Below are 23,821 nucleotides of genomic sequence, written 5' to 3' on the forward strand. Positions count from 1 at the left end.
TTGCGCGACCAAGAAAAAGCGGTACTTAAAAAGTACCGCTTTTTTGCTGTTCCTGTTGGCGGCGCGACCGAAATATGCTTTATAGGCCCACGTAATGAATGACTATTCCGAAAAAGGCCTGTTGCCAGCTGGTTTGGCAGACATGCTCCCACCGGCCGCGGCCCGGGAAGCGCTGATTAACCGCACCTTGATGCAGGTATTCGCGGCCAATGGCTATCTGCAGGTAAAACCTCCCTTAATCGAATTTGAAGAACATCTGCTTGAAGGATCCGGCGCCGCAATGGCGTCGAAAATGTTTCGGGTGATGGATCCTGTTTCCCATCGGATGATGGGAATCAGGACGGATATCACCCTGCAGATTGCCCGCGTCGCGACCACCCGGATGAAGCAGGATCCACGTCCGCTCCGTCTTTCTTATACGGGGCAGGTCCTGCGGGTGCACGGCACACAACTGCGACCGGAACGGCAGTTCGCGCAGGCCGGGGTGGAATTAATCGGTGGTGCGAATACAGCGGCCGATGCGGAGTTAGTCCTGCTCGCGGCGGAGGCTTTGGGTGCGCTGGAAATCGGCACTTATTCAATTGACCTGACACTTCCAATACTTGTTCCAACCATTTGTAATGAATTGAATATAGATGAGGAGACGGCACGCTCCGCTCGCGAAGCCCTCGATCACAAGGACGCGGCGGCGCTTACTGGATATGCAGCGCCGTTATCGACGATCCTGATTGCGCTCCTGAAGGCGTCGGGACCGGCCAAACAGGCAATTGCCGCCCTTGACGCAATATCCTTGCCAAGAAAAGCCGCGGCCCAGATTGAGGCGCTGAAACAGGTCGTGAGAGAACTCGCCGAGGCTTCCCCGAACCTGAGACTGACGATTGATCCTGGCGAATATCGTGGGTTTGAGTACCAGACGGGTTTAAGTTTCACCGTTTTTGCGCAAGGGGTACGCGGCGAACTCGGGCGCGGTGGACGCTATCTGTTGATGGATGGGGAACCGGCGTCCGGCTTTACCCTGTTTCTCGATAGCTTGATGCGGGCTGTTCCGCGCAAAACCATGGATGATCGGCTGTATCTTCCTTTCGGAACTGCGCGCGAAACAGGCTTCGACTTGCGCAACAAAGGCTGGAAAACGGTTGCCGGGTTGGCACCCGAGAAAAACATCAAAGCGGAAGCGAAGCGGCTGCAATGTGGCCATCTGCTCGCCGAGGACGGTGTAGAAAAACTCCCCTGAGTTATAGATGACATTAAGGACAGAGAATTATGGCGAACGTGGCAGTTGTTGGCTCCCAGTGGGGTGACGAAGGCAAGGGCAAGATTGTTGACTGGCTTTCTGAGCGGGCCGATGTTGTGGTTCGCTTTCAGGGTGGCCATAACGCGGGCCATACTCTTGTCGTTGACGGCAAAGTCTACAAGCTGAGCCTGCTCCCGTCCGGCGTCGTGCGGGGCGGCAAAATCTCGGTGATTGGCAATGGGGTGGTCGTTGATCCCTGGGCATTAGTGAAGGAAATCGAGACCGTGCGGGCGCAAGGCGTGACGGTCGATCGCAATACGCTGAAAATTGCGGAAAATGCGACCCTGATCCTGCCGCTGCATGGGGAGCTTGATGCTCTGCGCGAGGACGCCAGTTCCAATTCTGCGGTCAAGATCGGCACTACACGACGCGGCATTGGCCCGGCCTATGAGGACAAGGTGGCGCGGCGCGCAATCCGGGTTTGTGATCTGACCGATCAGGACCTGCTTGCACGGAAAATTGCCACCTTGCTTGACCATCATAATGCGCTTCGCAAGGGCATGGATGCGCCACTTGTGGATGGCAAGAAGCTGCTCGCTCAACTTATTGATATTGCTCCGCAAGTACTTGAATTTTCAGATATTGTCTGGCGCCGACTTGATGAGGCGAAGAAAAATCGCAAGCGGGTCCTGTTTGAGGGCGCGCAAGGGGCGATGCTGGATAACGACCATGGCACCTATCCGTTCGTGACGGCCTCCAACACCCTCGCGGGGCAGGCAGCTGTCGGCAGCGGTGTCGGGCCGGGGTCCGTCAATTATGTTCTCGGCATCACGAAGGCCTATACAACACGGGTCGGCGAGGGGCCATTTCCGACGGAGCTGTTTGACGAGGTCGGGGCAGGACTTGGCGAACGCGGGCGCGAATTTGGTGTTGTTACCGGGCGCAAGCGACGCTGTGGCTGGTTCGATGCGGTGATGGTGCGGCAGGCCGTGAAAACTGGCGGTATTACGGGCATTGCCTTGACCAAGCTCGATGTGCTGGACGGGATGGACAACCTTAAAATCTGCGTTGGCTATGATCTACGCGGCAAACGGATTGACTATTTCCCTTCCAACATGGTGGATCAGGCGGCGGTGACCCCCATTTATGAAACTATGGATGGATGGAGCGAAAGTACGTTTGGCGCCCGCAGCTGGGCCGACCTTCCGGCTGAGGCGGTCAAATATATTCGCCATGTCGAGGAACTGATCGAGGCCCCCGTGGCCCTGTTGTCAACCAGCCCGGAGCGCGAAGATACCATTTTGGTGCGGGATCCGTTTGAGGATTAACTGAGCGGCCGCGCAGCACCTTGAAGTTTAACGTCATTTTAACGTGAAATTGCGATATTGGTCTTTCAAGCTGGAGGAATGACCAAAACGGATCACGGATGACAGTTACTGAAGAAACGATTTTGAGAGAGGATGCGAACCCGGATAAGTCCGAAGGTCTCCTGAATGGGCGCTTTCGCGTGGATCTTTCCGCGCGCCTCAACACGTTCGATACCGGAATGAACCAGGCCTTCAAGGTCACGGATATTCGTAACTCGGATGCCGATCTGTTCGCGATTGTCGCCAATCCTTATAATGTACACCGGAAATCGCTGCTCGCGGTGATGGAATCCCGAACGATCCCCGGCATGATCGACCTGCGCGCCCGGGGTCCCGTTACTTTCGGTCCGGCGGATATCCGCGACACTTTTGTATTCGACAGGCCCAAGGGCGCGCGGGTTGTCCCGGATGCAGAAAACCCTCTTTCGGAAAAGCAGGTGCTGGAAAAAATCCTGCCGTCGATTACGGAAACGCTTTTGATCCTGCATCCCGGAGAAATTCCTCATCGCGGAATTCGTGCTGATAACCTATTTTATACTGATGAGTCCCGGCGAGGAGTCCTTCTCGGCGAGGGAGTCACGGCACCGGGTGGATCGGTTCAGCCCGCTGTTTATGAGCCGCTGGAAAGTGCAAGTGCCCATGTCTTTGGCCGGGGCGATGGCCTGCCCGGGCATGATATCTATGCACTCGGCGTGCTCATTGTCCATCTCCTGGGGGGTGTGTTGCCCCGGGCCGATCTCAGCGATGAAGATCTTTATGTTCAAAAACTCGAGCGTGGCAGTTACACTTTGCTGACGGAGGGGCTTGCATTGTCAAGCCGCGTCGCGGAATTGCTCCGCGGCGCGCTTCAGGACAATCCGTACCGGCGTTGGGATGTGACGATGCTGGCCCATTGGCGCGAGGTGGTCAACGATCCACCAAAGCAGGGGCCGGGGGACCGCATCGCTACGGGAAGTATTATTTTTGACGAGAAAGAATTTCTATCTCCCCGTCTCCTTGCTCATGCCATGAAAAAAAAGCCGGGAAATGCTTACCAGCTCCTGGAAAGCGATAAGCTTTCCACCTGGACGCGGAACGCGCTTCATGACGCTGAAACAGCGGATGAAATTTCCGATATCGCGCTATCCCAGACCGGTGCCGCCCCCGGACATCGGCGGAATGAGATGACAGCTGTGGCCCGCGCCTGCAGCCTGTTGGATCCGCGCGGAGTGTTTTGGTTTCGCGATGTTAGCTTTGCCCGTAGCGGGTTAGGAAACCTGCTCGTCAATGCAATCCAGATGGATATGGCGTCAATCAAAAGCGCTATCGCTGAGCTTCTTGAAAGCGGTCTTTTATTGAGCGTCGTTATAAATGACAGTGTTGGACCGATAAAGAAGCGGCGCGGATGGATCTCCTATGCCGATGCGTCCCATTGTTTCGAACATATGAAAAGCAAGTCCGATCCGGGTTTCGGGCTTGAGCGCTGCCTGTACGAATTAAACCCTGATGTTGCCTGTCTAAGCTCGATAACGCTTGGAAGCAACGTCAGGAACATGCGACAATTTATTGATATCATAGAAAAAAAGCTTCTTTCGTCGGGCGGAAGTGATAATCCGTTTGATCGCCATTCAGCAGCATTTATTGCGGCTAAATCCCGAGGTGTGGGAAAGATTTTAATCCAAATCGGCAGCGCCGAGCCCGAAAGCGTTACCGAGGCGGTCGCACGGTTGGCGCTCTTTTCAGCCTTGCAAAATATGTATCACCCAGCTCCTCTTCCCGGGCTCTGCTTATGGGCGGAAGCGGTTCTCCGGCCGGTGTTCGGAAAAATCCGCTCCCGGTTGCGGCGTGAAATCATCGAGCAACGCTTTGAAATTGCAAAGAAAAGCGGGAGTCTTGAAAATATTTTATCGGCGACGGATATTCAGCGGCAGTTAAAGGCGGATGAAAAGGAATATTCACAGGCGCTGACGATGGCAGCTATGACGGAGAAGACCGCTGCCCATCTCGAGCATGCGGTGGAAGAGCGTAAAATGGCAGCGGCAAGATACGGAAGCTGGATTACTGCCGTTCTTGCCATCGCGTCACTGGCGACCAGTATGATGGTTTCCTCCCTTTATTTTATCGGATAAGACGATGGCAAAGAAACCAGTACAGCAAGGCGGAACGCCCCATATCGGACAGGGGAAGCCAGCTTTCTGGATAATGATCTTCATAGCCTTTGGGCTGGTGTTGATGCCCCCAACCATGCTTATCTTGCTGTCGGGAATGATCCCCAGTATTGTCGCCGTGCTGTTGAACGGCAACGGGGCGGGTGGCAATCTTGCCGCTCTGATGGCGTTTAACCTGGCCGGTGTTATTCCGGTCATCGGAATTCTGTGGGAGCGGGGCCAGACATTCGCGCATGCCTTCGCGCTGCTGTCTGACGTCTATATGTGGCTGTCAATGTTCGGCGGCGCCGGGATCGCGGTCTTTCTGACCTGGGCCGTCCCGGTTTGTGTTTTCTCCCTCTATGAATTGCAGGCGAAATCGACGGTCGGCAAGCTTTACCGGCAACGACAGAAATTGATCGAGGAATGGGGGGGGCAGTTTGCTGCCGATATCAGGGATCAATCGACACCGGCGGAGTGATCCTTGCTTAACGCCCACGAGCTTTACCCTTTACGGCGATCCATCGGAGAAAGTGTTGCAAACACTCGCTCCGATGCCGGCCGTTCACACGCTCTCAGTTGGCGGCTTTTCCCGTTAAATACTTCCGCCCCGCAAGGTTAGTTGAATGGGCTGGTTTATAGGAGCGGCAGAAAGATATCTGTCACGGCTTCTTGATCGGGCACGTCAGGAAAAAAGGTGACGCGTTGCACGAATATCGGGAAGTCCCGCAGTTCATGACCGCTTGCAGGGAGCCATTCCCGGTAAAGATACGAGATTGCAGGGCGGAGATTGTCGCTCGATCCGGTCATTCTAACCTTGGCGCAGCGTCCAGCGGGAATTTCCCCTGACACGACGCCCTTACTGTTGCTATCGATCGGGCGGCTGGTCGCCGCGCAAATATCCAGTTGATATTCATCCGGCGGCGTTTCATCGGGGTCGCTATGAAAAATATTGAAGGTGGCACTTTTCTTTGGCGGAAGTCCCGCCTCTCGTCGCCATTCGATAAATTGACGAATGGTATCGCCAACAAGAGCCGGATCGCCATGATGGGATTTGACGGCAACGGATGTTGCAGGAAACTCGATGATTTTTACGTCTTCCGTGGTAAAGTTGGGGGACATGTAATTGTTCCTTATTTGATTAACAGGGGCGTAAGCTACATGCCAAGGATTCCATTGCGGGTCTTTCCGAAAAGCACTCGGGCTTTGGTTTTGGTGTTTCCGAAATGACCGGGTAAATGCCTCCGGCCCTTCGTATCCGCTGTCCAATGCTATTTCAAAAACGGACCTGTCTTTTCGAAACGCCAGCCTGAAAGCGGCGCGTTTAAACCGCATGAGCTGGATATAGCGATGAATAGTGATTCCGAAGAGAGCAGAAAATTGTCGCTGGAAATGGAATTTTGAGAATGCGGCAACATTTGCCAGAACATCCCCATTCAAATCATCTTCAAGATGGTCGTCAATATAGTTGAGAACCCTCTGCATTCGGGCAGAATATGGACTTGCATCGTTGATAGACATCTGAACCTCCTTGACACATGAGACCATACCCAGCGTTTCAAGGAAAGACCTGACGGATCGTGCTTTTTTGCCAACGGGTTGTGATGTCCATCCGGGGCTGAAATAATAAGGGGCGCTGTAGTCTTTACAGCGCCCTTTAAATTGTAAACCTGTGATGGAGCCTAGGCCAGACGTTCCTCCATGACCTTCGATTTCATCGCTCGTTGCAGTTTTTCGAAGGCGCGGACCTCAATCTGACGAACACGTTCCCGGCTGATGCTGTAGTGCTGGCTAAGATCTTCCAGCGTTTGCGGCTCATCACGTAACCGTCTTTCAGTGAGGATATGCCGTTCGCGATCATTGAGGCAATCCATAGCCTTGACCAGCATGGCCCGGCGGCTCTTGAGTTCCTGATTTTCCGCAAACACGGTTTCTTGGTCCGGCGTATCATCTTCCAGCCAGTCCATCCATTCGCCCTCGCTGTCTGCCCGCATAGGCGCGTTCAGACTATGGTCAGGGGCGGTGAGGCGGCGGTTCATATTAATGACCTCCTCCTCCGAGACGCTGAGCTTGGTGGAAATCGTCTTCACCTGTTCCGACGTCATGTCACCTTCGTCAATGGCCTCAATCTGGCCCTTGATTTTACGCAGGTTAAAGAACAGCTTTTTCTGGGCGGCGGTCGTCCCCATTTTCACGAGTGACCAAGTCCGCAGGATATATTCCTGAATAGCGGCCCGGATCCACCACATGGCATAAGTCGACAGGCGGAAGCCTTTTTCCGGCTCAAATCTTTTCACAGCCTGCATCATGCCGACGTTGCCTTCCGAAATCAGTTCGGCGACCGGCAGTCCATAGCCCCGGTATCCCATGGCAATCTTGGCAACCAAACGCAAATGGCTGGTCACCATTTTATGGGCGGCATCGGTATCTTCATGATCGCGCCAGGCTTTTGCCAGCATGTATTCCTCTCCCGGCTCCAGCATCGGAAATTTCCGAATTTCCTGAAGATAACGGGAAAGCCCGCCTTCTGGCGTCAAGACAGGTACGGAAGCAATAGTCATGACTGTAACCCTCTCTTTAAATCGGCACCTGTTCTCCGCCGTCTCGACGCACAGGGAACAAGCCCATCTATACAATTCCTGTATAATCCGAGACCAGACTGCCTTTCCGGAGCATTCCTACCCCCTGAATGCAGCAACCAGTCTCTTCATATCAGATGGGAATTCTACCGCAAAATTCAAGGGTTTGTCTGTGACAGGATGCACAAAGCCGAGGGTTTGCGCATGCAGGGCCTGCCGCCGGAAATCCTGAATAATTTTTTGTCGTTCTTCTGACAGTGTCTGGGTGCGGCGAGGCTTGGAACGGGTATAGACGGGGTCACCAACTAGCGGATGGCCGATATGGGCCATATGAACCCGGATCTGGTGAGTGCGACCGGTTTTGAGGTCGCAACGGACGAGACTGGCGACGTCGTTGAAATTTTCCTCAAGCTCATATGAAGTTGAGGCGGTTTTGCCACCGCCGCTCACCGTCGTCATGCGTTTTCGGTTATGCGGGTCGCGCCCGATATTCTCCTCAATCACGCCCGTTTTTGGATAGACCCGGCCCCATACGACCGCGCGATAGCGCCGTTCTATGTCATGGGCCTCGAACAGCGCGGCGAGGCCCTGATGGGCCGCATCGGTTTTTGCTGCCACCATCAGGCCGCTGGTATCCTTATCGATCCGGTGGACGATGCCGGGGCGTTTGACGCCACCAATACCGGACAGGCTATCCCGACAATGAAAAAGAAGGGCATTGACCAGCGTCCCAGACCAGTTGCCCGCCGCCGGATGCACCACCATTCCCGCCGATTTGTTGATGACGATCAGGTGGGCATCTTCAAAAACGATATCGAGGGGGATATCCTCAGGCTCGGGGTCCGGCTCCGTCGCGTCCGGAATGATGATCTCAAAAACCTCCCCGAGGCGGACGGTGCGAGCCGGGTCCTTCATTGCCTGTCCGTCAAGTTGAACCATTCCTGCCTTTATCAAGGCCTTGATCCGGCTTCGTGACAGGGCGTCGAGGGCGTCGGCAAGCAACCGGTCAAGGCGGCCTCCAACGGCGTCGTCTGAAACTTCAACTTGATGTGAACCCTTGAGAGATGGCATACCAATGAACCAGAGAAATTATTTTATAAACAGGCAGACAGATGACAGAAAACAGGGAGCCGCAATCGGAACCAAATCACGCCGTCCTGAAATGGATCGTCGGAGTTCTTGGCGCGTTGATCGTTCTTTTTGTGGTCGTCATAGGCGTTACCATATTTCAGCGCCTGACAGCAACCGATACTACCACATCTGAAACGTCGAGACCGCTTGCGGAACCCGCAACCACGGAGACGCATCTCGCCGAGCTTGGTGATATAAAAGTTTCGATCCCGGCGGATATGGAGATTATCGATCTTTCTGCTTCGAATGACCGGCTGTTCCTAATCCTTGGTGCCGACGGAATGACACAGCGGATTCTGGTTATCAGTTTGTCAGACGGATCGGTTCTGGGAACTCTCAATCTGGATAAAGACGGAAAATAATGGCATTGGTCATTGGCAGAGAGGCGCTTGATCGGCTTCTCGACCATGCGGAGGCACTTTGGCCAGAGGAGGCCTGTGCCTTGCTTATTGGCCGTCATCGACCTCGCCATTGCTGTAAAGTAACGCGAATAGCGTTTTCAGAAAATATTGCCGCTGATAAATGCCAGTCTTTTGAAATTGACCCCAGCCTTCGGATCAGGCTTGAAATGGAGCTTCAGGAGGGCGAGGATGCCATAATTGGCCTTTTCCATTCCCATCCTGACGGGGCGCCTGTCCCGTCCGCCACTGATGCCCGAGAGGTTCGCGAGCCTGAAATGATCTGGCTCATTGCAGGCATCTCTAACGGAAAGACTGTTGATACGCGGGCATTTTTGCCAAACGCTGAACCCGGTTTTGATCCCATTCCCCTGACCATAATAAACGATTGATAAAGGCGAGGTCCCGTTATGACTCAAGCGACGAAAATTAACTTTGCCAGTGACAACGCAGCGCCGGTGACACCGGAAATCCTCGCCGCCCTTGGCGATGCGAACATGGGGTCGGCGCTCGGCTACGGGAATGATCCGCTAACGGGCGAGGTCGAGGAAAAGCTTAAAAGCATTTTCGAATGCGATTTGATGGCCTTTCCCGTTGCCACGGGCACTGCCGCCAATGTCCTTGGTCTCAGCATTATGTTGCCCCCTTATGGGGCCGTTTATTGTCACCAGCTTGCTCATATCGAGCAGGACGAATGCGGCGCGCCGGAATTCTATTCGGGCGGCGGAAAACTTGCCCTGCTGGCGGGGGATGAAGGAAAACTGTCCGCAGATACCTTGTCGCGCGCTTTGTCGCAGGCCGGGGCCGGGGTGGTCCATCATGCCCAGCCGAGTGCCATTAGCGTAACCCAGGCCACAGAATGCGGGACACTTTATTCCCCGGGCGAGATCGGTGCCATCAGTGAGATCGCAAAACGCCATGGCCTCGGCCTGCATATGGATGGTGCGCGTTTCGCCAATGCCGCGGCCGCCCTCGACTGTACTCCCGCTGATATGACCTGGCGGGCAGGGGTCGATGTTCTCTCCTTTGGCGCCACCAAGAACGGCGCGATGGCGGCGGAGGCGGTTGTTTTCTTTGATATGGAAAAGGCCAGGGAATTTGAATTCCGCCGCAAGCGGGGCGGCCATCTCTTTTCAAAGATGCGCTATCTGTCAGCGCAGCTCAATGCCTATCTCACCAATGACCGGTGGTTGAAGACAGCCACCCATGCGAATGAAATGGCCTCTGGCCTGGCCGGGGAGATTTTCAATATCGCAGATGCCGAGCTTGTCTATCCAGTTGAGGCAAATATTGTTTTTGCCCGGTTGCCGGCGCATGTGCTCGTTCGTCTGGCGGCATCGGACGTTCTTTATTATCCGAGCGGCCCCGCTGAAAACAGGGAAATCCGGCTCGTTGCCTCCTGGAATACGACCGCGGATGACATTGAGAAACTGATGGCCGTTTTGCGCTGAAACATGTCTGATTTTCAATAAATTTCCGGCAAGGTTTGATTTACACGTCCGCAGTCGTTATTGAGGGGGCACGCGCGGAAAATTGGGGATAATGGACTTTTGCAAAATATTCAGGATTTCTGGAACATCGTCAGGGAGGTCTGGCATACGGGTTATATGGGCATCGATTTCAGCTCAATCATTACGGCGCTTCTGATCCTTGCCTTTGCACTGCTCATCCGCGGAGTTTTTACGAGGTTCGTAGTAAATCGCGTGGTCAAACTCGCACAGAGATCAAAAAGCCAGATTGACGATCAGGTCATTCTCGCCCTGAAGTGCCCGATCCGGTTTATCCCGGTTGTTCTCGGCATTTACTTCGCTCTCGAAATCCCGGGGTTCGAGCAGGAAGGAAATATCGCCATTGCCAGCGGCAGGATTATCCGCTCGCTCATTGTTTTTAATCTGTTCTGGGCCCTCTATTGTGCCATCGATCCGCTGACCTATTTTCTGGGCAGGCTGGAGGAATTATTCTCCGTCGAAATGGTCCGGTTTCTCGTCAAGATCATGAAAGGCATTGTCGCCGGTCTCGGGGCTGCGACAGTTCTTGAACTCTGGGGCATCCAGGTCGGACCGATTATCGCCGGTCTCGGGATCGTCGGCGTTGCGGTGGCGCTCGGCGCGCAGGACCTGTTCAAGAACCTGATCAGTGGGTTCCTGATCCTCGCCGAGAAACGGTTCAAGGCGGGGGACTGGGTCAAGGTAGATGACATTGTTGAAGGAACGGTGGAAAAAATCGGGTTTCGCTCGACAATGATCCGTCGCTTCGATAAGGCCCCGACAATCGTTCCGAACGCCACTTTCGCCGATAAGGCGGTGACTAATTTTTCCGAAATGACCCATCGCCGGATTTTCTGGAAAATTGGCGTCGAATATTCAACGACCGTCGCCCAATTGCAGACCATAACTGGAGAGATCAAGGATTACTTGATTGGCAATGAAGATTTCGTACAGCCCGAAGACGCGACAATGTTTGTCGTTACCGACAGCTTCAATCAGAGCAGTATTGATATCATGATCTATTGTTTCACGAAAACAACGGTCTGGGGCGACTGGCTCGATATCAAGCAGGATTTCGCCTATGCCATAAAACGGATTGTCGAAAATGCCGGGACGGGGTTCGCTTTCCCTTCCCTTTCCGTTTATCCGGGCGAAGGGGCAGAGACGCCAGATCCTTATGAACCACCCCCGGATTTCAAGCAGGGCCATACCGCACAAGGCAGCACCCCCATAGGGGACGAAGGGCGGTAGCCTTATGCCGGTGCCGACTTGCGGATGACAAACTCAAGGACGCCGTCTTTTTCCGTTTGCTTTTCAAGCAGATGGCCCGCGACATGACAGAAATGCCGGAAGTCGATACTGGAGGCGGGATCGGTCGCGATCACGGTAAGTCGCTCGCCATTGGCAAGGCCCTTCATGGCTTTTCTCGCCTTCAGCACCGGGAGCGGGCAATTGAGGCCGGAGGTATCTAACAGGTGATCGGTTCGGGCCATTTCTCTCTCTGTGGGCGCATCAGGATACAGACGTAATTTCTGCCAATTTACCGATAGGCAGAGAAGGGCGCAACTGCTGTTTTGAATCTCCAATGCCATCGGTTTCCCAACTGGATATGCTTGGAAATTAACGCTTTATACACTCTATTCTATCACTATAGGGGCCGATGGTCACAGTCATGTACATTTTATAACGGCTCATATTTTCTGGAATCAGGAGTCAATGCCAAAGCAGACCGAACAGACAGGGGCAATCAATCCCGGCTATTTTAATCAGGGAAGACGCCAATCCGGCACGAAGGCCACCGCCCAGCCGGGCATTGTCGCGCATTACGAGATTGGGGAGGCGACCAACTTCCTGAAACCCTACGGCAAGACCTTTGAAGAGGCGCTGGAAAACTTGATCACCGGCAGTATCCAGATCATCGGTCTGGAAGAGGTGCGGGCGCAATATTCGGAGCAATGGGGCCGCATCCGCAAAGACGTGATGACGATTGCTGATGCATTTCTAAGCCGCAAACTCGGCCGTCATGATATCTTTGTTCCCCTCGACGATGGCCATTTTGCGCTTCTGTTTGCCGATGTAACGCGCGAGGAAGCCCTAGAAAAATCCAGGTCAATTGCGGCAGACCTCGTCAATAAGCTGTTCGGGGAACTTCCGGGCGGCGAACTGATTTCAGTCGAGGCGGCAATGCTGGAGATCGAGGATTTTGACGGTCTTGACCGGATACGGTCGCTTGAGGATCTCGTTGCCTGTTTTCGTCAGGCCATTGTCAAGTCGCAGGATAAGGAAGCACGGGAGTTTCGCGAAAGAAAGCCCGAAATCAATGTGAAGTTTCGCCCGCTTATCAATCGTCGCAAGGGCTTTGTCGCCATGAACGAAGCGGTGAGCTCATGCGAGTTGGACGGGGAGGGCACGACCCTTGGCGAGGGTGATCCCGTGTTCAACGGCTCCTCGCGACTGCGGGCGGAGATGGATTTTCTGGTTTTACGCGAAACCGGCAAATTCCTGAAAAATCTTGGCGGTGTCGGTAATAAACCGATAATTTTTCTCTCGGTTCACTTCGAGACCCTGGCAAATGCATTCTGCCGCGGTAAATACGCCCGTATCCTCGCGGCCCTGCCACCCTATACCGGGCATCATATCGTCCTGAATGTTCAGGATATCGCTCCCGGTGTGCCAAACAGCCGCTATCGCCAGATCTTCACGTCGCTTCGCCTGCTTGTTCTAGGCTTTACGTTCGAGGTCAGTCCGAACTGGAATGATTTTGAGGCGATCCGCGATCTTCCCGTTCGCGCCATCACACTTGCCGGGCATGAAAGCCTTGAGCTGTCACATATTGAGGCCTTGTTCCACCGTACCAAAAAGCACGGACTGAAATGTATCTGGCGGTCAATCGATCATGACGCTCTCGCCCGTGCCGCCTTTACGATGGGTGTCGATTATGTCAGCGGACCTATTTTCGGGGCTGTCCATGACACCCCCTCCAAACCTTTTTCCCTGCCGCGCTAGTCTGTTTTAGGCCGTTTTAGGTCGTTCCAGAACCGCCACCATCTCGATATGCGGGGACCATAGAAACTGGTCAACGGGAAGAACGGAAATAAGGTCATATCCCCCGGCCAGCAAAATACCCACGTCCCGCGCAAAACTTATTGGATTGCAGGAAACTGCGACAACCGTCGGGATATCGCTTTTGGCAATCTCCTCCGCCTGTGCCTTTGCCCCGGCGCGCGGCGGATCGAAGAGCAGGCCATCGAACGCGGCAAGTTCAGCGGCCCGCAACGGGCGCCGAAACAAGTCCCGCTCCTCCGAGGTGACAGGAAGCATATTCTTGTTGGCGGCAGACTGCAGTGCCGTAATCAGGGATTTATCGGCTTCAACGGCATGAACCTTTGCACGATGAACGAGTGGAAAGGTAAAACTGCCGCAGCCAGCAAACAGGTCCACGATATGGGTCGCACCGTGAAGGGCCGCAATCGCCCGATTGACAAGGGCCAGTTCTCCGGCTTCCGTAGCTTGCAGAAATCCGCCGGGGGAGAGCGCGACGGAAATATCACCAATCCGGACATGCGACGGCTGGCAAGCGGTAATGACTTCCGGCAGATCCCCCCCCTGATGTTGCCAGGAAATCCGGGATAGCCCATTTTTTCGCGCAAAAAACGCGAGGGCTTCACGTTCGTATAATCCGATATCATAATCTGCTGTAATTAGCACGTCGGGGCCATTATCGGTCTGGGTCGCCGCAATTTTTGCTGTACTGTTACGAGCCATTACCCGGGGGAGCATTGCACGGAGCGGATTTACCAGGTCCATTAGCTTCCCGTTTATCAGCGGGCATTTGCCAACGTCAAAAATCTGGTGGCTGCGGCGAAGGTGAAAGCCGATCATCACTCCTTTTTTACGTTTTGAAGCAATGAACTCCACACGCCGTCGGCTTTGAGGGTCGCTGTTAACCGTCGATCCCACCTCAATATCATTAATGCCCGCCAGCGACAGGCAGTCCACGATCCGTTGCCGTTTCCATGTTGCTGTATAAGCAGGCATCAGATGCTGAAGACTGCAGCCGCCACAGGTGCCGAAATGATGGCACGAGGGGTGGGCTCGGTCTGGCCCGGCGACAAGAAGCTCATCGAGTTTCGCTATATATCCCCGGCCGTGTTGTTCCTGTTCCGTCGCCCGTATCTTATCTCCAGGGGCGGTATAGGGAACAAAATAGATTTTGCCGGCGTTCTCCGCGATGCCATCACCGTTGGCGCCAATCCGGTCAATGGTCAGATCAACCATCATAACAGGCTCCCAGTAGGAATTCGTGGTTGCCGTCACTGCCCTCAATCGGGCTGTCGATGATACCAAGAGAGCGCCAGCCAGAATGGGTGTTGATCCAGCCTTCCAGATCGACCGGAACGGTGGCAACCAGATCAGGGTCGCGGACGATGCCCCCCTTGCCCACATTTCCCTTGCCGACCTCGAACTGTGGCTTGACAAGGGCGATGAGGACGGCACCATTTGCCGCGAGAGAGAGCGCGGCGGGAAGGGCCAGTTTAAGCGAAATAAAGCTGACATCGGCGACAATAATCCCGAGCGGTTCGGGAATATGGGCCGCCGTCAGGTCGCGGGCATTGGTTTTTTCAAGATTGACGACACGGGGGTCTCTGGCGATTTCCGCATTAATCTGGCTGTGACCAACATCCACTGCATATATTTTCTTTGCGCCGCGACGCAGTAAGACCTGGGTAAAGCCACCGGTCGATGCGCCGATATCTGCGGCAATGCGGTCCCTCGGATCAATGCCGAAATGATCGAGCGCCGCTAGCAGTTTATGGGCACCGCGACCGACCCAGCTATCCGTCTGATCGCTGAGTTCGATGTCGGTCAGGGCCGTTACTTGCCGAGTTGTCTTGATAGTCACCGATCCGCCCACCGATACCTGTCCGCCAGCAATCAGGCTCTGCGCCCGCGCCCGGCTTTTGACAAGCTTGCGACGAACCAGTTCCAGATCGAGTCGTTGTGAGGGTAGTGTAGTATCCATTTTCTCTATATGGCGGAGATATTCCGCCGCGCTGTTGTGTCTTTTCCAAGTGCTGCCACTGCGGTATTTACAATTTGTTGATGGTTGAGGCCGGCCTGATTGTACATTTCGTCAATTTTATTCTGGTCAATGAAGATATCGGCCATACAGAGCGGGCGTACCTTCAACCCGTGATCCAGCAGCCCGTTCATGCTGAGGAATTGCAGGACATGGCTGCCGAAACCACCGATGGCCCCTTCTTCAATGGTGATTAGCAGATCATGGGTTTGGGCGAGCGTCCGGATGAGGTCTTCATCGAGGGGTTTGCAGAAACGGGCATCGGCGACGGTGGTGGAAATTCCCTTCGCCTCCAACTCTTCGGCCGCGAGCAATGTTTCCTGAAGGCGCGTTCCAAAGGACAAGAGAGCGACGCGGTCGCCCTCGCAGAGAATACGGCCTTTACCAATCGGCAGAACCTCTCCCTTTTCCGGCATCTCGACACCGACGCCTTCGCCGCGTGGATAGCGGAAGGCACAGGGCCCGGCGTCATAGGCCGCGGCCGTTGCCACCATATGTTTAAGCTCGGCTTCATCTGCCGGGGCCATTACCATCATATTCGGAAGTGTCGCAAGATAGGTAATATCAAAGGACCCGGCATGGGTCGGCCCGTCGGCCCCGACCAGACCGGCGCGATCAAGGGCAAAGCGGACCGGTAGGTTCTGGATCGCCACATCATGCACAACCTGATCATAGGCGCGTTGTAAAAAAGTGGAATAGATCGTGACGAAGGGTTTTAACCCCTCCGTGGCCATACCGGCGGCAAACGTCACCGCATGCTGCTCGGCGATGCCGACATCGAAGCAGCGGCCCGGGAATTCCTGTGCAAACAGGTTAAGGCCCGTCCCGTCCGGCATTGCCGCTGTCACGGCAACAATCTTGTCATCGTCGCGCGCCACCTCGATCAGGCTTTGCGCAAAAACCTTGGTGTAGGCGGGGGCGTTCGGGGCCGCCTTGGCCTGGGCGCCGGTAATCACGTCGAATTTGGAAACGCCGTGATATTTGTCGGCTGCCGCCTCGGCGGGGGCGTACCCCTTGCCTTTTTGTGTGACGCAATGGATCAGGATCGGGCCGTGCCGGGAATCCCGTGCATTTTTAAGAACCGGGATCAGATGTTCGAGATTATGCCCGTCGATCGGTCCAACATAATAAAACCCGAGTTCCTCAAACAGGGTGCCGCCGGTCATCATGCCGCGGGCAAATTCCTCGGCGCGGCGGGCAGTGCGCTCCAGCCTGCCGGGCAGCAGGGAGGCAAATTGCTTGGCAACCTCCCGCAGGCTGCGATAGGGCTTGCCGGACAGCAGCCGCGAAAGATAGGCGCTCATCGCCCCGACGGGCGGCGCGATCGACATGTCATTGTCATTGAGGATGACGATCTGGCGCGCATCCATGGCACCGGCGTTATTCATTGCCTCATAGGCCATGCCGGCACTGAGGGCGCCATCGCCGATGACGGAAATGACATTATTATGCTTTCCCAGCAAATCCCGCCCAACCGCCATCCCGAGGCCTGCGGAAATCGAGGTTGAGGAATGGGCAGCCCCGAACGGATCATATTCGCTTTCCGCGCGCTTGGTGAAGCCGGACAGCCCGCCGGGCTGGCGCAGCGTCCGGATACGGCCTCGGCGGCCGGTCAAAATCTTGTGTGGATAGCATTGATGACCTACGTCCCAGATCAAACGGTCTTCTGGTGTGTTGAACACATGATGGAGGGCAACTGTCAGTTCGACCACGCCAAGACCGGCACCGAGATGTCCGCCTGTCACCGAGACGGCGTCAATGGTCTCCGCCCGTAACTCACTGGCCAGCTGGATCAACTGGCTCATGGACAGGGCGCGCATATCCCGGGGCTCGTTAATCTGATCGAGCAGGGGAGTCTGAAGTTCTTTTGTCACGTTATTCATTCATTCTTATTTTCTGCGTTTGATTGTAAACGCTGCCGCGTCCCGTAGCAAATCCGCTTTTGGGCCGAATATCTCAAGATGCGATACGGCTTGCTCGGCGAGCATTGATGCGTGGATTTTAGCCTCTTCCACACCCAATAGCGAGACGAAGGTGATTTTCCCCGCCGCTTCGTCCTTACCGGTGACCTTCCCCATTTCCCGGGTCGTACCCTCTTTATCCAATATGTCGTCCGTGATCTGAAAGGCCAGCCCCAAATCATGGGCAAAGGCTTTTAAAGCATTCGTTTTTGCTGGTGACGCGTGACCAAGGATGGCGCCAGCCTCACAGGCAAAGGCAATCAGGGCGCCGGTCTTGAGCTGTTGCAGGCGGGTGATGGTGACGATATCTATAACTTTTGCGTTCGCGTAGATATCCATGGTTTGGCCCCCTACCATGCCCTTGGCGCCGATGGCTCGGGCCAGCTTCGCCACGAGAGACGCGCGCACCTCGGCTGAGGAGTGGGTTTTGGGATCGCTCAATATCTCAAAGGCGAGCGATTGGAGGGCATCGCCTGCAAGTATCGCTGTTGCCTCGTTGAATTTTTTGTGAACTGTTGGAATGCCGCGACGCAAATCGTCATCATCCATGCAGGGCAGGTCGTCATGGATCAGAGAATAGCTGTGGACGCACTCAAGCGCGACGGCAACCCGTATCGCATGGGGTCGGGGCACTAAAAACAGATCGGCGGCCTGGATCACGAGAAAAGCACGGAGACGTTTGCCGCCCGACAACACCGCATAGCGCATTGCCTTGTAGAGCTGCTTTTCCAGTCCTTCATTTAACGGTAGGAAAGCTTCGAGTTCCCGTTCTAAAAGCTGGGCAGTCTGACGAAGCGCTTTGCCAAATTCATCTTCCATATAGAATACTCAAGACGTTAATTAAGAGGATAGGCGGCGGTCTATGAAATCCGGAGCAGGATCATTCAATATTCGCCGGTTCAACGGTTAGAGTCCCGTTCTGACTGACGATTTTATCAACGCGTTCCTGTGCCGTTCGTAATTTGCTTTCGCAATGCTGCTTGAGAAGGGATCCGCGCGTATAAATATCGATGGAGAGGTCGAGATCGACCTTACCGGAATCAAGTTTTTCAACGATCTCCTCAAGCTCTTTCAAGGCTACCTCGAAGGTCATGCCGGCGATATCGTCGGGAAGTTTTTTGCTGTCGGACATAATTTCTCCTTTGCCAACTTATATCCTGCTCTCAGGTCCGGAGCAATGCTTTCACATGGGTATCGACGCCTTCCGCCAACGCGTCTAGGTCATAGCCGCCTTCCAGCACTGAAACAAGCCGTCCGCTGCAATGATCATTGGCGATCTGCATAAGTTCTTCTGAAATCCAGGTAAAATCCGAGCCTGTCAGGTTCAGGCTGGCGAGCGGGTCCTTTTCATGACCATCAAATCCCGCCGAGACCAGCAATAGCTCTGGATCAAATTTTTTGAGCGCGGGCAGGAGGATGTCACGATAAGCCGTCTGGAATTGTGAGGACCCGTCACCTGCGGCCAAAGGCACATTCAGAATATTGCCGACGCCGGTTTCATTTGCGCTGCCGGTTCCCGGGTAAAACGGGGCCTGATGCGTGGAGCCATAGAACACACCCGGATCATTCTCCAGTATCTGCTGTGTCCCGTTTCCATGATGAACATCGAAATCTATGATGGCGACACGATCAAGATTGTATTTTTGCCGGGCGTACAGGGCGCCGATGGCGATATTGTTGAACAGGCAGAAGCCCATCGCCCGGTCCGATTCCGCATGATGTCCCGGCGGGCGGATGGCGCAAAAGGCATTGCTATCCTTCTGTTCAAATACGGCGTCGATCGCCGCGATTACGGCACCAACGCCGCGCAAAGCTGCCGATCGGGAGCCCGGCGACATTTTCGTATCCGGATCGAGTGAGATAATACCAGCCTGTGGGGCCTTGGCCTCGAGGTCATCGAGATAGCTCTTCGTATGGGCAAGGGCGAGTGTCTCGCGGTCGGCGAGGGGGGCATCGCAGCGGACAAGATCGGGAAAATTTTCGAGATCAAGTTGATGCAGAACGGTCCGGAGCCGGTCCGGTCTTTCCGGATGGCCGACCCCTGTATCATGGAATAGGCAGTCACGGTGCGTGAAAAGATATGTTGTCATATGGCCTCAATCAGGAGATGCTGGTTATGATCAAACAATCCTGTTTGCAGATTTATTCTTTCGTTTCAAACTCGCCTGAAACAGATCTGCCGGGATCGATTTTCAGTAAAGCTAACGTAATTATGAAAAAAACGACACAAATAATCATAATCCTGATTATGGTCGCGGCGGGAGCGGTGGGGTGGCATTTCCGTGAGCGACTGCCCTATATCGGCGGCGCACAGAAAACTACGGCGACAAAGCGGCCGGCGCAAGCCCCACAGGAGGTAATCGTTGCCACCGTTATCCGGAAATCTCTGCCGCGGACGATCACCGCCGTCGGCACGGCAAAAGCTAACGAATCTGTCGATGTTACGTCCAAGGTCACTGCGAAAGTCACCCACATGGATTTCGCGGCGGGGCAAAAGGTGAAGAAGGGCACGTTGTTGGTTCAGCTTGATGATCTGGAACTTCAGGCCAATTTGTCCGAATCGCAGGCTCAGCGGGATAACGCCCGCAAGCTCTATGACCGTGCCCTGAAACTGTATGACACGAAAAATGTTCCGAGGGCCCAGGTTGACCTGTTGCAATCTGAACTGGCGGCGTCTGAGGCCAAGGTGTCCGGCGATAGGGCCCGGATCAGCGATTATAGGATAAGTGCCCCGTTTTCCGGTATTCTCGGATTTCGCGAAGTGAGCGTCGGCTCTCTTGTCCGCCCCGGTGATGTGATCACAACACTTGATGATATTGGGACGATCAAGCTCGATTTCGACCTGCCCGAAAGCTATCTTTCCGAGGTCCATCCAGATCAGAAATTTCGGGCAAAAACCATTGCCTATCCGGACCGGGTTTTTGAGGGTGTGGTCGGGACCATTGCCACTCGCGTGGATGCGGTAACCCGGGCGGTACGGATACGGGGACTTGTGCCGAATGAGGACGGTGTCCTCAAACCGGGCATGTTTTTATCGGTGGATTTGCAGGTGAGCATCGACAGCAACGCCCTGATGATCGCCGAGGAAGCCATCGTTACGACTGTTTCCGGCCCGCATGTCTACGTTATAAAAGACGATAAAGCCGTCCGTGCTCCGGTAAAAATAGGGCGCAGGATCAATGGGCTGGCGGAAATAACGGAAGGTCTTTCTGAAGGCGATGTGGTAATTGTCGAAGGCATACAAAAGGTGAAGGACGGATCACCGGTCAAAACCTCCTCAATCCTGCAGACGTCAGAGGCGAGTTGATGAACCTGCCCGACCTCGCCATTAAGCGTCCCGTTCTTGCCATCGTTTGTTCTCTCGTACTGATTCTGTTCGGTCTGTTTTCCTATCAGTCTCTGAGTGTTCGCGAATACCCGGATATCGACAGCCCCAATGTGTCCATCAGCACTGGCTATCGCGGCGCCTCGGCAGAGATTATTGAAAGCCAGATTACCCAGATCATCGAGGACGCGGTGGCCGGGATTAGCGGCGTGGTGCGGATACAATCGACGAGCCGCGAGGAATACTCCTCGGTGAATGTCGAGTTTTCACTCAACCGGGACATCGAATCCGCGACAAATGACATTCGCTCGCGGATTGCGCGGATTGTGAACCAGTTGCCCGAAGAAGCGGATTCCCCGCAGATTTCAAAAACCGAGAGCGATGCCCGGCCAATTCTCTGGCTGTCCCTGACCAGTAGCGCCCTCAATCAGCTGCAACTTACCGACTTTGCCGAGCGTAATCTGGTGGACCCTCTGTCAACGGTTGACGGGGTGGCGCAGGTTCGCATTGGCGGTGCCCGCCGCTATGCCATGCGGGTATGGCTGAATACGCCAGCGCTTGCCGCCCGAGGCCTGACTGTTCAGGACATTGAGAGTGCCGTGCGTGGACAGAATGTTCAGATTCCCTCGGGGCGCATTGAATCGAGTATGCGTGAGTTTAACATCAAGACGGAATCAGGTCTGAAAACGCCAGAGGAATTCAAGCGGATCATCATCACCGATACGGGCGAGGGGCCTGTTCGGCTTGGGGATGTGGCGGATGTCGAGATTGCCGCCGAAAACGACCGGACAAGTTTACGTATCAATGGAAAAACCGCCATTGGCCTCGGAATTATCCGTCAATCCGGTGCCAATGTTCTGGAGGTCGCCAATGGCGTCAAGGATATCATCAAGCGCCTGCAACAGGGACTGCCCGCTGGCCTTAATATTGCGGTTTCCTACGATCAGTCCGTTTTTATCAGCCAGTCGATCAAGGAGGTTTTTATTGCCCTCGCGATTGCCATGGTGCTGGTCATTTTTGTGATATTCCTGTTTTTGCGATCGATCCGGGCAACTTTTATTCCCGCTGTCGCCATCCCGGTTTCGATTATCGCGACGCTCACCATCCTTGCAGCGCTGGATTATTCAGTGAATGTCCTGACCCTGCTCGCGCTGGTGCTTGCTATTGGGCTTGTCGTCGATGATGCCATTGTTGTGCTTGAAAATATCCATCGCCGGATCGAGGAGGGGGAGCCTCCGCTTCTGGCGGCCAGCCGGGGCTCGCGTCAGGTCGCCTTCGCAGTCGTTGCCACAACCATCGTTCTGATCGCAGTGTTCATCCCGATTTCATTTCTGGAAGGGACCACGGGGCGGTTGTTCCGTGAATTCGGCGTCGCGGTGGCAGCGGCGGTGATGTTCTCAAGCTTTGTGGCGCTCACGCTCACCCCGATGCTTTGCTCTAAATTATTGGTGGAGGGGAATCGCGAAAGCTGGTTCTACAAGGTGACCGAGCGAATATTTGCTGGCATGGCCAGCGGATATGGAAGGTTGTTGCGGGGGACCTTGCAAATTCCACTTGTCATTATCGCCGTTGCGGTCGGCTTTTCGGCGCTCTCCTACACAATCTACAAAGAGATCCCGAAGGAGTTCGCCCCCACCGAGGATCGCGGAATATTCTATGTGCCGGTCCGGGCCCCGGAGGGGGCCAGTCTGGAGTATACCAGCCGCAATGTGGACAAGATAGAAACTATATTCCAGCGGTTAATCGACAGCGGTGAGGCCGGACAGGTGTTCACCTTCATCGGGTCTTTTTCTCAGCCCGGCCCGGCCAATACTGCCTTCATGTTTACCCGGCTCGTGCCCTGGGGCCAGCGGGAGCGGTCACAGCAGGAGATTGTCGCCGATATTTTCCCCGACCTGCTGGCGGTTCCCGGTGTCCGGGCCTTTGCCATTAATCCCGCCAGCCTCGGTCAGCGTGGATTTTCGGCGCCGGTCCAGATCAATGTCGGCGGCCCGTCCTATGCCATCATTAACGACTGGGTCGACCAGATAATTGACCGGGCGCGGGAAAACCCGAACCTGCTTAACCTCGATAAGGATTACGAGGAGACACAACCGCAAATTCATGTCGATATCGATCGCGAAAGAGCATCTAATCTGGGCGTTTCGATAGAAACTATCGGACGGACGCTTGAAACCCTGATGGGGGCCCGCAACGTTACGACTTATGACCAGGGCGGCAAGCAGTATGAAGTCATTATCCAGAGCCGTAAGGAGGATCGGCGTAACCGCAGCGACCTCGCCAATGTCTATGTGCGCTCTGATCGCTCGGGCGAACTTATCCCGCTCTCCAATTTCGTCAGCCTGTCCGAACGGGCGGGTCCCGCCGAACTCAAGCGGTCCGACCGTCTCCGGTCGGTGCAGATATCGGCCTCTCTCGGGCCGGGGTATACGCTGGAAGCGGCGCTGGATTATATGGACACTCTCATCAGTGAGGTCGCCGGGGATGACGCCCGTATCACCTATGACGGACTGAGCCGCTCCTACAAGGATTCCAACGAGGCGCTACTATTTACCTTTGTCACCGCACTTCTGGTCGTGTTCCTTGCGCTCGCCGCGCAGTTCGAGAGTTTTATCCATCCCCTGATTATTATGACAACGGTGCCGCTCGCCATTACCGGGGCGCTCGGTTCGATCCTGATTACCGGCCTTACGCTGAATATATACAGCGAGATCGGAATTATTATGCTGATCGGACTGACCGCCAAAAATGCCATCCTGATCGTTGAATTTGCCAACCAGCTTCGCGATGAAGGCGCCGATATCCTGACCGCGATAACCGAGGCCTCGATCATCCGCCTGCGCCCGATCCTGATGACAACCATTTCAACGGCGCTGGGGGCTGTGCCGCTGGCCCTCGCCACCGGAGCGGGGGCCGAAAGTCGCGCGGCCATCGGCATCGTAATTATCGGCGGCGTGATGTTCTCAACCATATTGTCGCTGTTCGTGGTGCCGGTATTCTATATCCTCTTGGCTCGCTTCAGCCATCCGTCTGGTTATCTGGCGGCGAAATTAAGTGAGCTTGAAACGGCGCACGCGGAACTAAGGAAGTAAGGCGCCAGTTTCCCGCTCATAATGTCGGCGCGGCAAGGCAA

At 54.8% G+C, this 23,821-nt stretch carries 21 protein-coding genes; 11 read left to right on the forward strand and 10 right to left on the reverse strand.

Translation table 11 applies throughout. The features are described 5' to 3' along the window. The first annotated feature begins 94 nt into the window (after positions 1-94). The 4 genes from ACESNI_RS12985 (at position 95) to ACESNI_RS13000 (ending at position 5,208) form a co-directional block, all read left to right on the forward strand. On the forward strand, positions 95-1,234 hold the full coding sequence (locus tag ACESNI_RS12985; RefSeq protein ID WP_373087474.1) for an ATP phosphoribosyltransferase regulatory subunit: 1,140 nt from the start codon (positions 95-97) through the stop codon (positions 1,232-1,234). 29 nt (positions 1,235-1,263) lie between these two features. Continuing rightward, the gene (locus ACESNI_RS12990) at positions 1,264-2,562 is read left to right on the forward strand and encodes an adenylosuccinate synthase (protein WP_373087477.1); all 1,299 of its coding nucleotides are present in this window, start codon (positions 1,264-1,266) and stop codon (positions 2,560-2,562) included. 98 nt (positions 2,563-2,660) lie between these two features. Continuing rightward, on the forward strand, positions 2,661-4,709 hold the full coding sequence (locus tag ACESNI_RS12995; protein ID WP_373087479.1) for a hypothetical protein: 2,049 nt from the start codon (positions 2,661-2,663) through the stop codon (positions 4,707-4,709). 4 nt (positions 4,710-4,713) lie between these two features. Further along, positions 4,714-5,208, forward strand: a complete 495-nt coding sequence (locus ACESNI_RS13000) for a hypothetical protein (RefSeq protein ID WP_373087481.1) — start codon at positions 4,714-4,716, stop codon at positions 5,206-5,208. Positions 5,209-5,363: 155 nt separating this feature from the next. Here the strand turns inward: ACESNI_RS13000 and ACESNI_RS13005 are convergent, their stop codons facing one another. The 3 genes from ACESNI_RS13005 to ACESNI_RS13015 form a co-directional block, all read right to left on the reverse strand. Continuing rightward, entirely contained in the window at positions 5,364-6,248 is an 885-nt protein-coding gene (locus ACESNI_RS13005; RefSeq protein WP_373087483.1) for a GyrI-like domain-containing protein, read from the reverse strand. 161 nt (positions 6,249-6,409) lie between these two features. Then, a complete protein-coding gene (rpoH, locus tag ACESNI_RS13010; RefSeq protein ID WP_373087485.1) occupies positions 6,410-7,288 on the reverse strand; it encodes an RNA polymerase sigma factor RpoH in 879 nt (292 codons plus the stop codon). Between the two features lie 117 nt (positions 7,289-7,405). Beyond that, positions 7,406-8,377: an RluA family pseudouridine synthase gene (locus ACESNI_RS13015; RefSeq protein ID WP_373087487.1), complete on the reverse strand. Its 972-nt coding sequence runs from the start codon at positions 8,375-8,377 to the stop codon at positions 7,406-7,408. Positions 8,378-8,418: 41 nt separating this feature from the next. On the opposite strand from ACESNI_RS13015, the gene ACESNI_RS13020 reads away from it, so the two are divergent. The 4 genes from ACESNI_RS13020 (at position 8,419) to ACESNI_RS13035 (ending at position 11,573) form a co-directional block, all read left to right on the forward strand. Then, a complete protein-coding gene (locus ACESNI_RS13020; protein ID WP_373087489.1) occupies positions 8,419-8,799 on the forward strand; it encodes a hypothetical protein in 381 nt (126 codons plus the stop codon). After that, entirely contained in the window at positions 8,799-9,227 is a 429-nt protein-coding gene (locus tag ACESNI_RS13025) for a Mov34/MPN/PAD-1 family protein (RefSeq protein WP_373087491.1), read from the forward strand. The genes ACESNI_RS13020 and ACESNI_RS13025 overlap by 1 nt, the downstream gene beginning before the upstream one ends. Positions 9,228-9,245: 18 nt before the next feature. Further along, a complete protein-coding gene (locus ACESNI_RS13030; RefSeq protein ID WP_373087493.1) occupies positions 9,246-10,286 on the forward strand; it encodes a low specificity L-threonine aldolase in 1,041 nt (346 codons plus the stop codon). Positions 10,287-10,385: 99 nt separating this feature from the next. After that, on the forward strand, positions 10,386-11,573 hold the full coding sequence (locus ACESNI_RS13035; protein WP_373087495.1) for a mechanosensitive ion channel family protein: 1,188 nt from the start codon (positions 10,386-10,388) through the stop codon (positions 11,571-11,573). A 2-nt stretch (positions 11,574-11,575) separates the two neighbouring features. Here ACESNI_RS13035 and ACESNI_RS13040 read toward each other — a convergent pair whose 3' ends face one another. After that, positions 11,576-11,815 carry a sulfurtransferase TusA family protein gene (locus ACESNI_RS13040; RefSeq protein WP_373087497.1) on the reverse strand — a complete coding sequence of 80 codons (240 nt, stop codon included), beginning with the start codon at positions 11,813-11,815 and terminating at the stop codon, positions 11,576-11,578. 223 nt (positions 11,816-12,038) lie between these two features. Between ACESNI_RS13040 and ACESNI_RS13045 the strand changes: the two genes are divergently transcribed. Beyond that, positions 12,039-13,328, forward strand: a complete 1,290-nt coding sequence (locus ACESNI_RS13045; protein WP_373087500.1) for a hypothetical protein — start codon at positions 12,039-12,041, stop codon at positions 13,326-13,328. Positions 13,329-13,334: 6 nt separating this feature from the next. On the opposite strand, the gene ACESNI_RS13050 is transcribed toward ACESNI_RS13045, so the two are convergent. From ACESNI_RS13050 to ACESNI_RS13075, 6 genes are all read right to left on the reverse strand, one after another. Beyond that, entirely contained in the window at positions 13,335-14,603 is a 1,269-nt protein-coding gene (locus ACESNI_RS13050) for a class I SAM-dependent RNA methyltransferase (protein WP_373087502.1), read from the reverse strand. After that, the gene (locus ACESNI_RS13055; RefSeq protein WP_373087504.1) at positions 14,593-15,345 is read right to left on the reverse strand and encodes a TlyA family RNA methyltransferase; all 753 of its coding nucleotides are present in this window, start codon (positions 15,343-15,345) and stop codon (positions 14,593-14,595) included. The genes ACESNI_RS13050 and ACESNI_RS13055 overlap by 11 nt, the downstream gene beginning before the upstream one ends. 5 nt (positions 15,346-15,350) lie before the next feature. Further along, positions 15,351-17,285, reverse strand: a complete 1,935-nt coding sequence (dxs, locus tag ACESNI_RS13060; protein WP_373087506.1) for a 1-deoxy-D-xylulose-5-phosphate synthase — start codon at positions 17,283-17,285, stop codon at positions 15,351-15,353. 6 nt (positions 17,286-17,291) lie between these two features. Next, on the reverse strand, positions 17,292-18,182 hold the full coding sequence (locus ACESNI_RS13065; RefSeq protein ID WP_373087508.1) for a polyprenyl synthetase family protein: 891 nt from the start codon (positions 18,180-18,182) through the stop codon (positions 17,292-17,294). Between the two features lie 61 nt (positions 18,183-18,243). Next, the gene (locus tag ACESNI_RS13070; protein WP_373087510.1) at positions 18,244-18,495 is read right to left on the reverse strand and encodes an exodeoxyribonuclease VII small subunit; all 252 of its coding nucleotides are present in this window, start codon (positions 18,493-18,495) and stop codon (positions 18,244-18,246) included. 31 nt (positions 18,496-18,526) lie between these two features. Then, positions 18,527-19,453, reverse strand: a complete 927-nt coding sequence (locus tag ACESNI_RS13075; protein WP_373087512.1) for a histone deacetylase family protein — start codon at positions 19,451-19,453, stop codon at positions 18,527-18,529. A gap of 122 nt (positions 19,454-19,575) precedes the next feature. Here ACESNI_RS13075 and ACESNI_RS13080 point away from each other — a divergent pair, with 122 nt between their 5' ends. Together ACESNI_RS13080 and ACESNI_RS13085 are read left to right on the forward strand one after the other, a co-directional pair. Beyond that, entirely contained in the window at positions 19,576-20,670 is a 1,095-nt protein-coding gene (locus ACESNI_RS13080; RefSeq protein ID WP_373087515.1) for an efflux RND transporter periplasmic adaptor subunit, read from the forward strand. Further along, positions 20,670-23,780: an efflux RND transporter permease subunit gene (locus tag ACESNI_RS13085; protein WP_373087518.1), complete on the forward strand. Its 3,111-nt coding sequence runs from the start codon at positions 20,670-20,672 to the stop codon at positions 23,778-23,780. Before ACESNI_RS13080 ends, ACESNI_RS13085 begins: the two co-directional genes overlap by 1 nt. The last annotated feature ends 41 nt before the right edge of the window (positions 23,781-23,821 follow it).

Source organism: Sneathiella sp., from assembly GCF_041689005.1.
GTDB lineage: Bacteria > Pseudomonadota > Alphaproteobacteria > Sneathiellales > Sneathiellaceae > Sneathiella.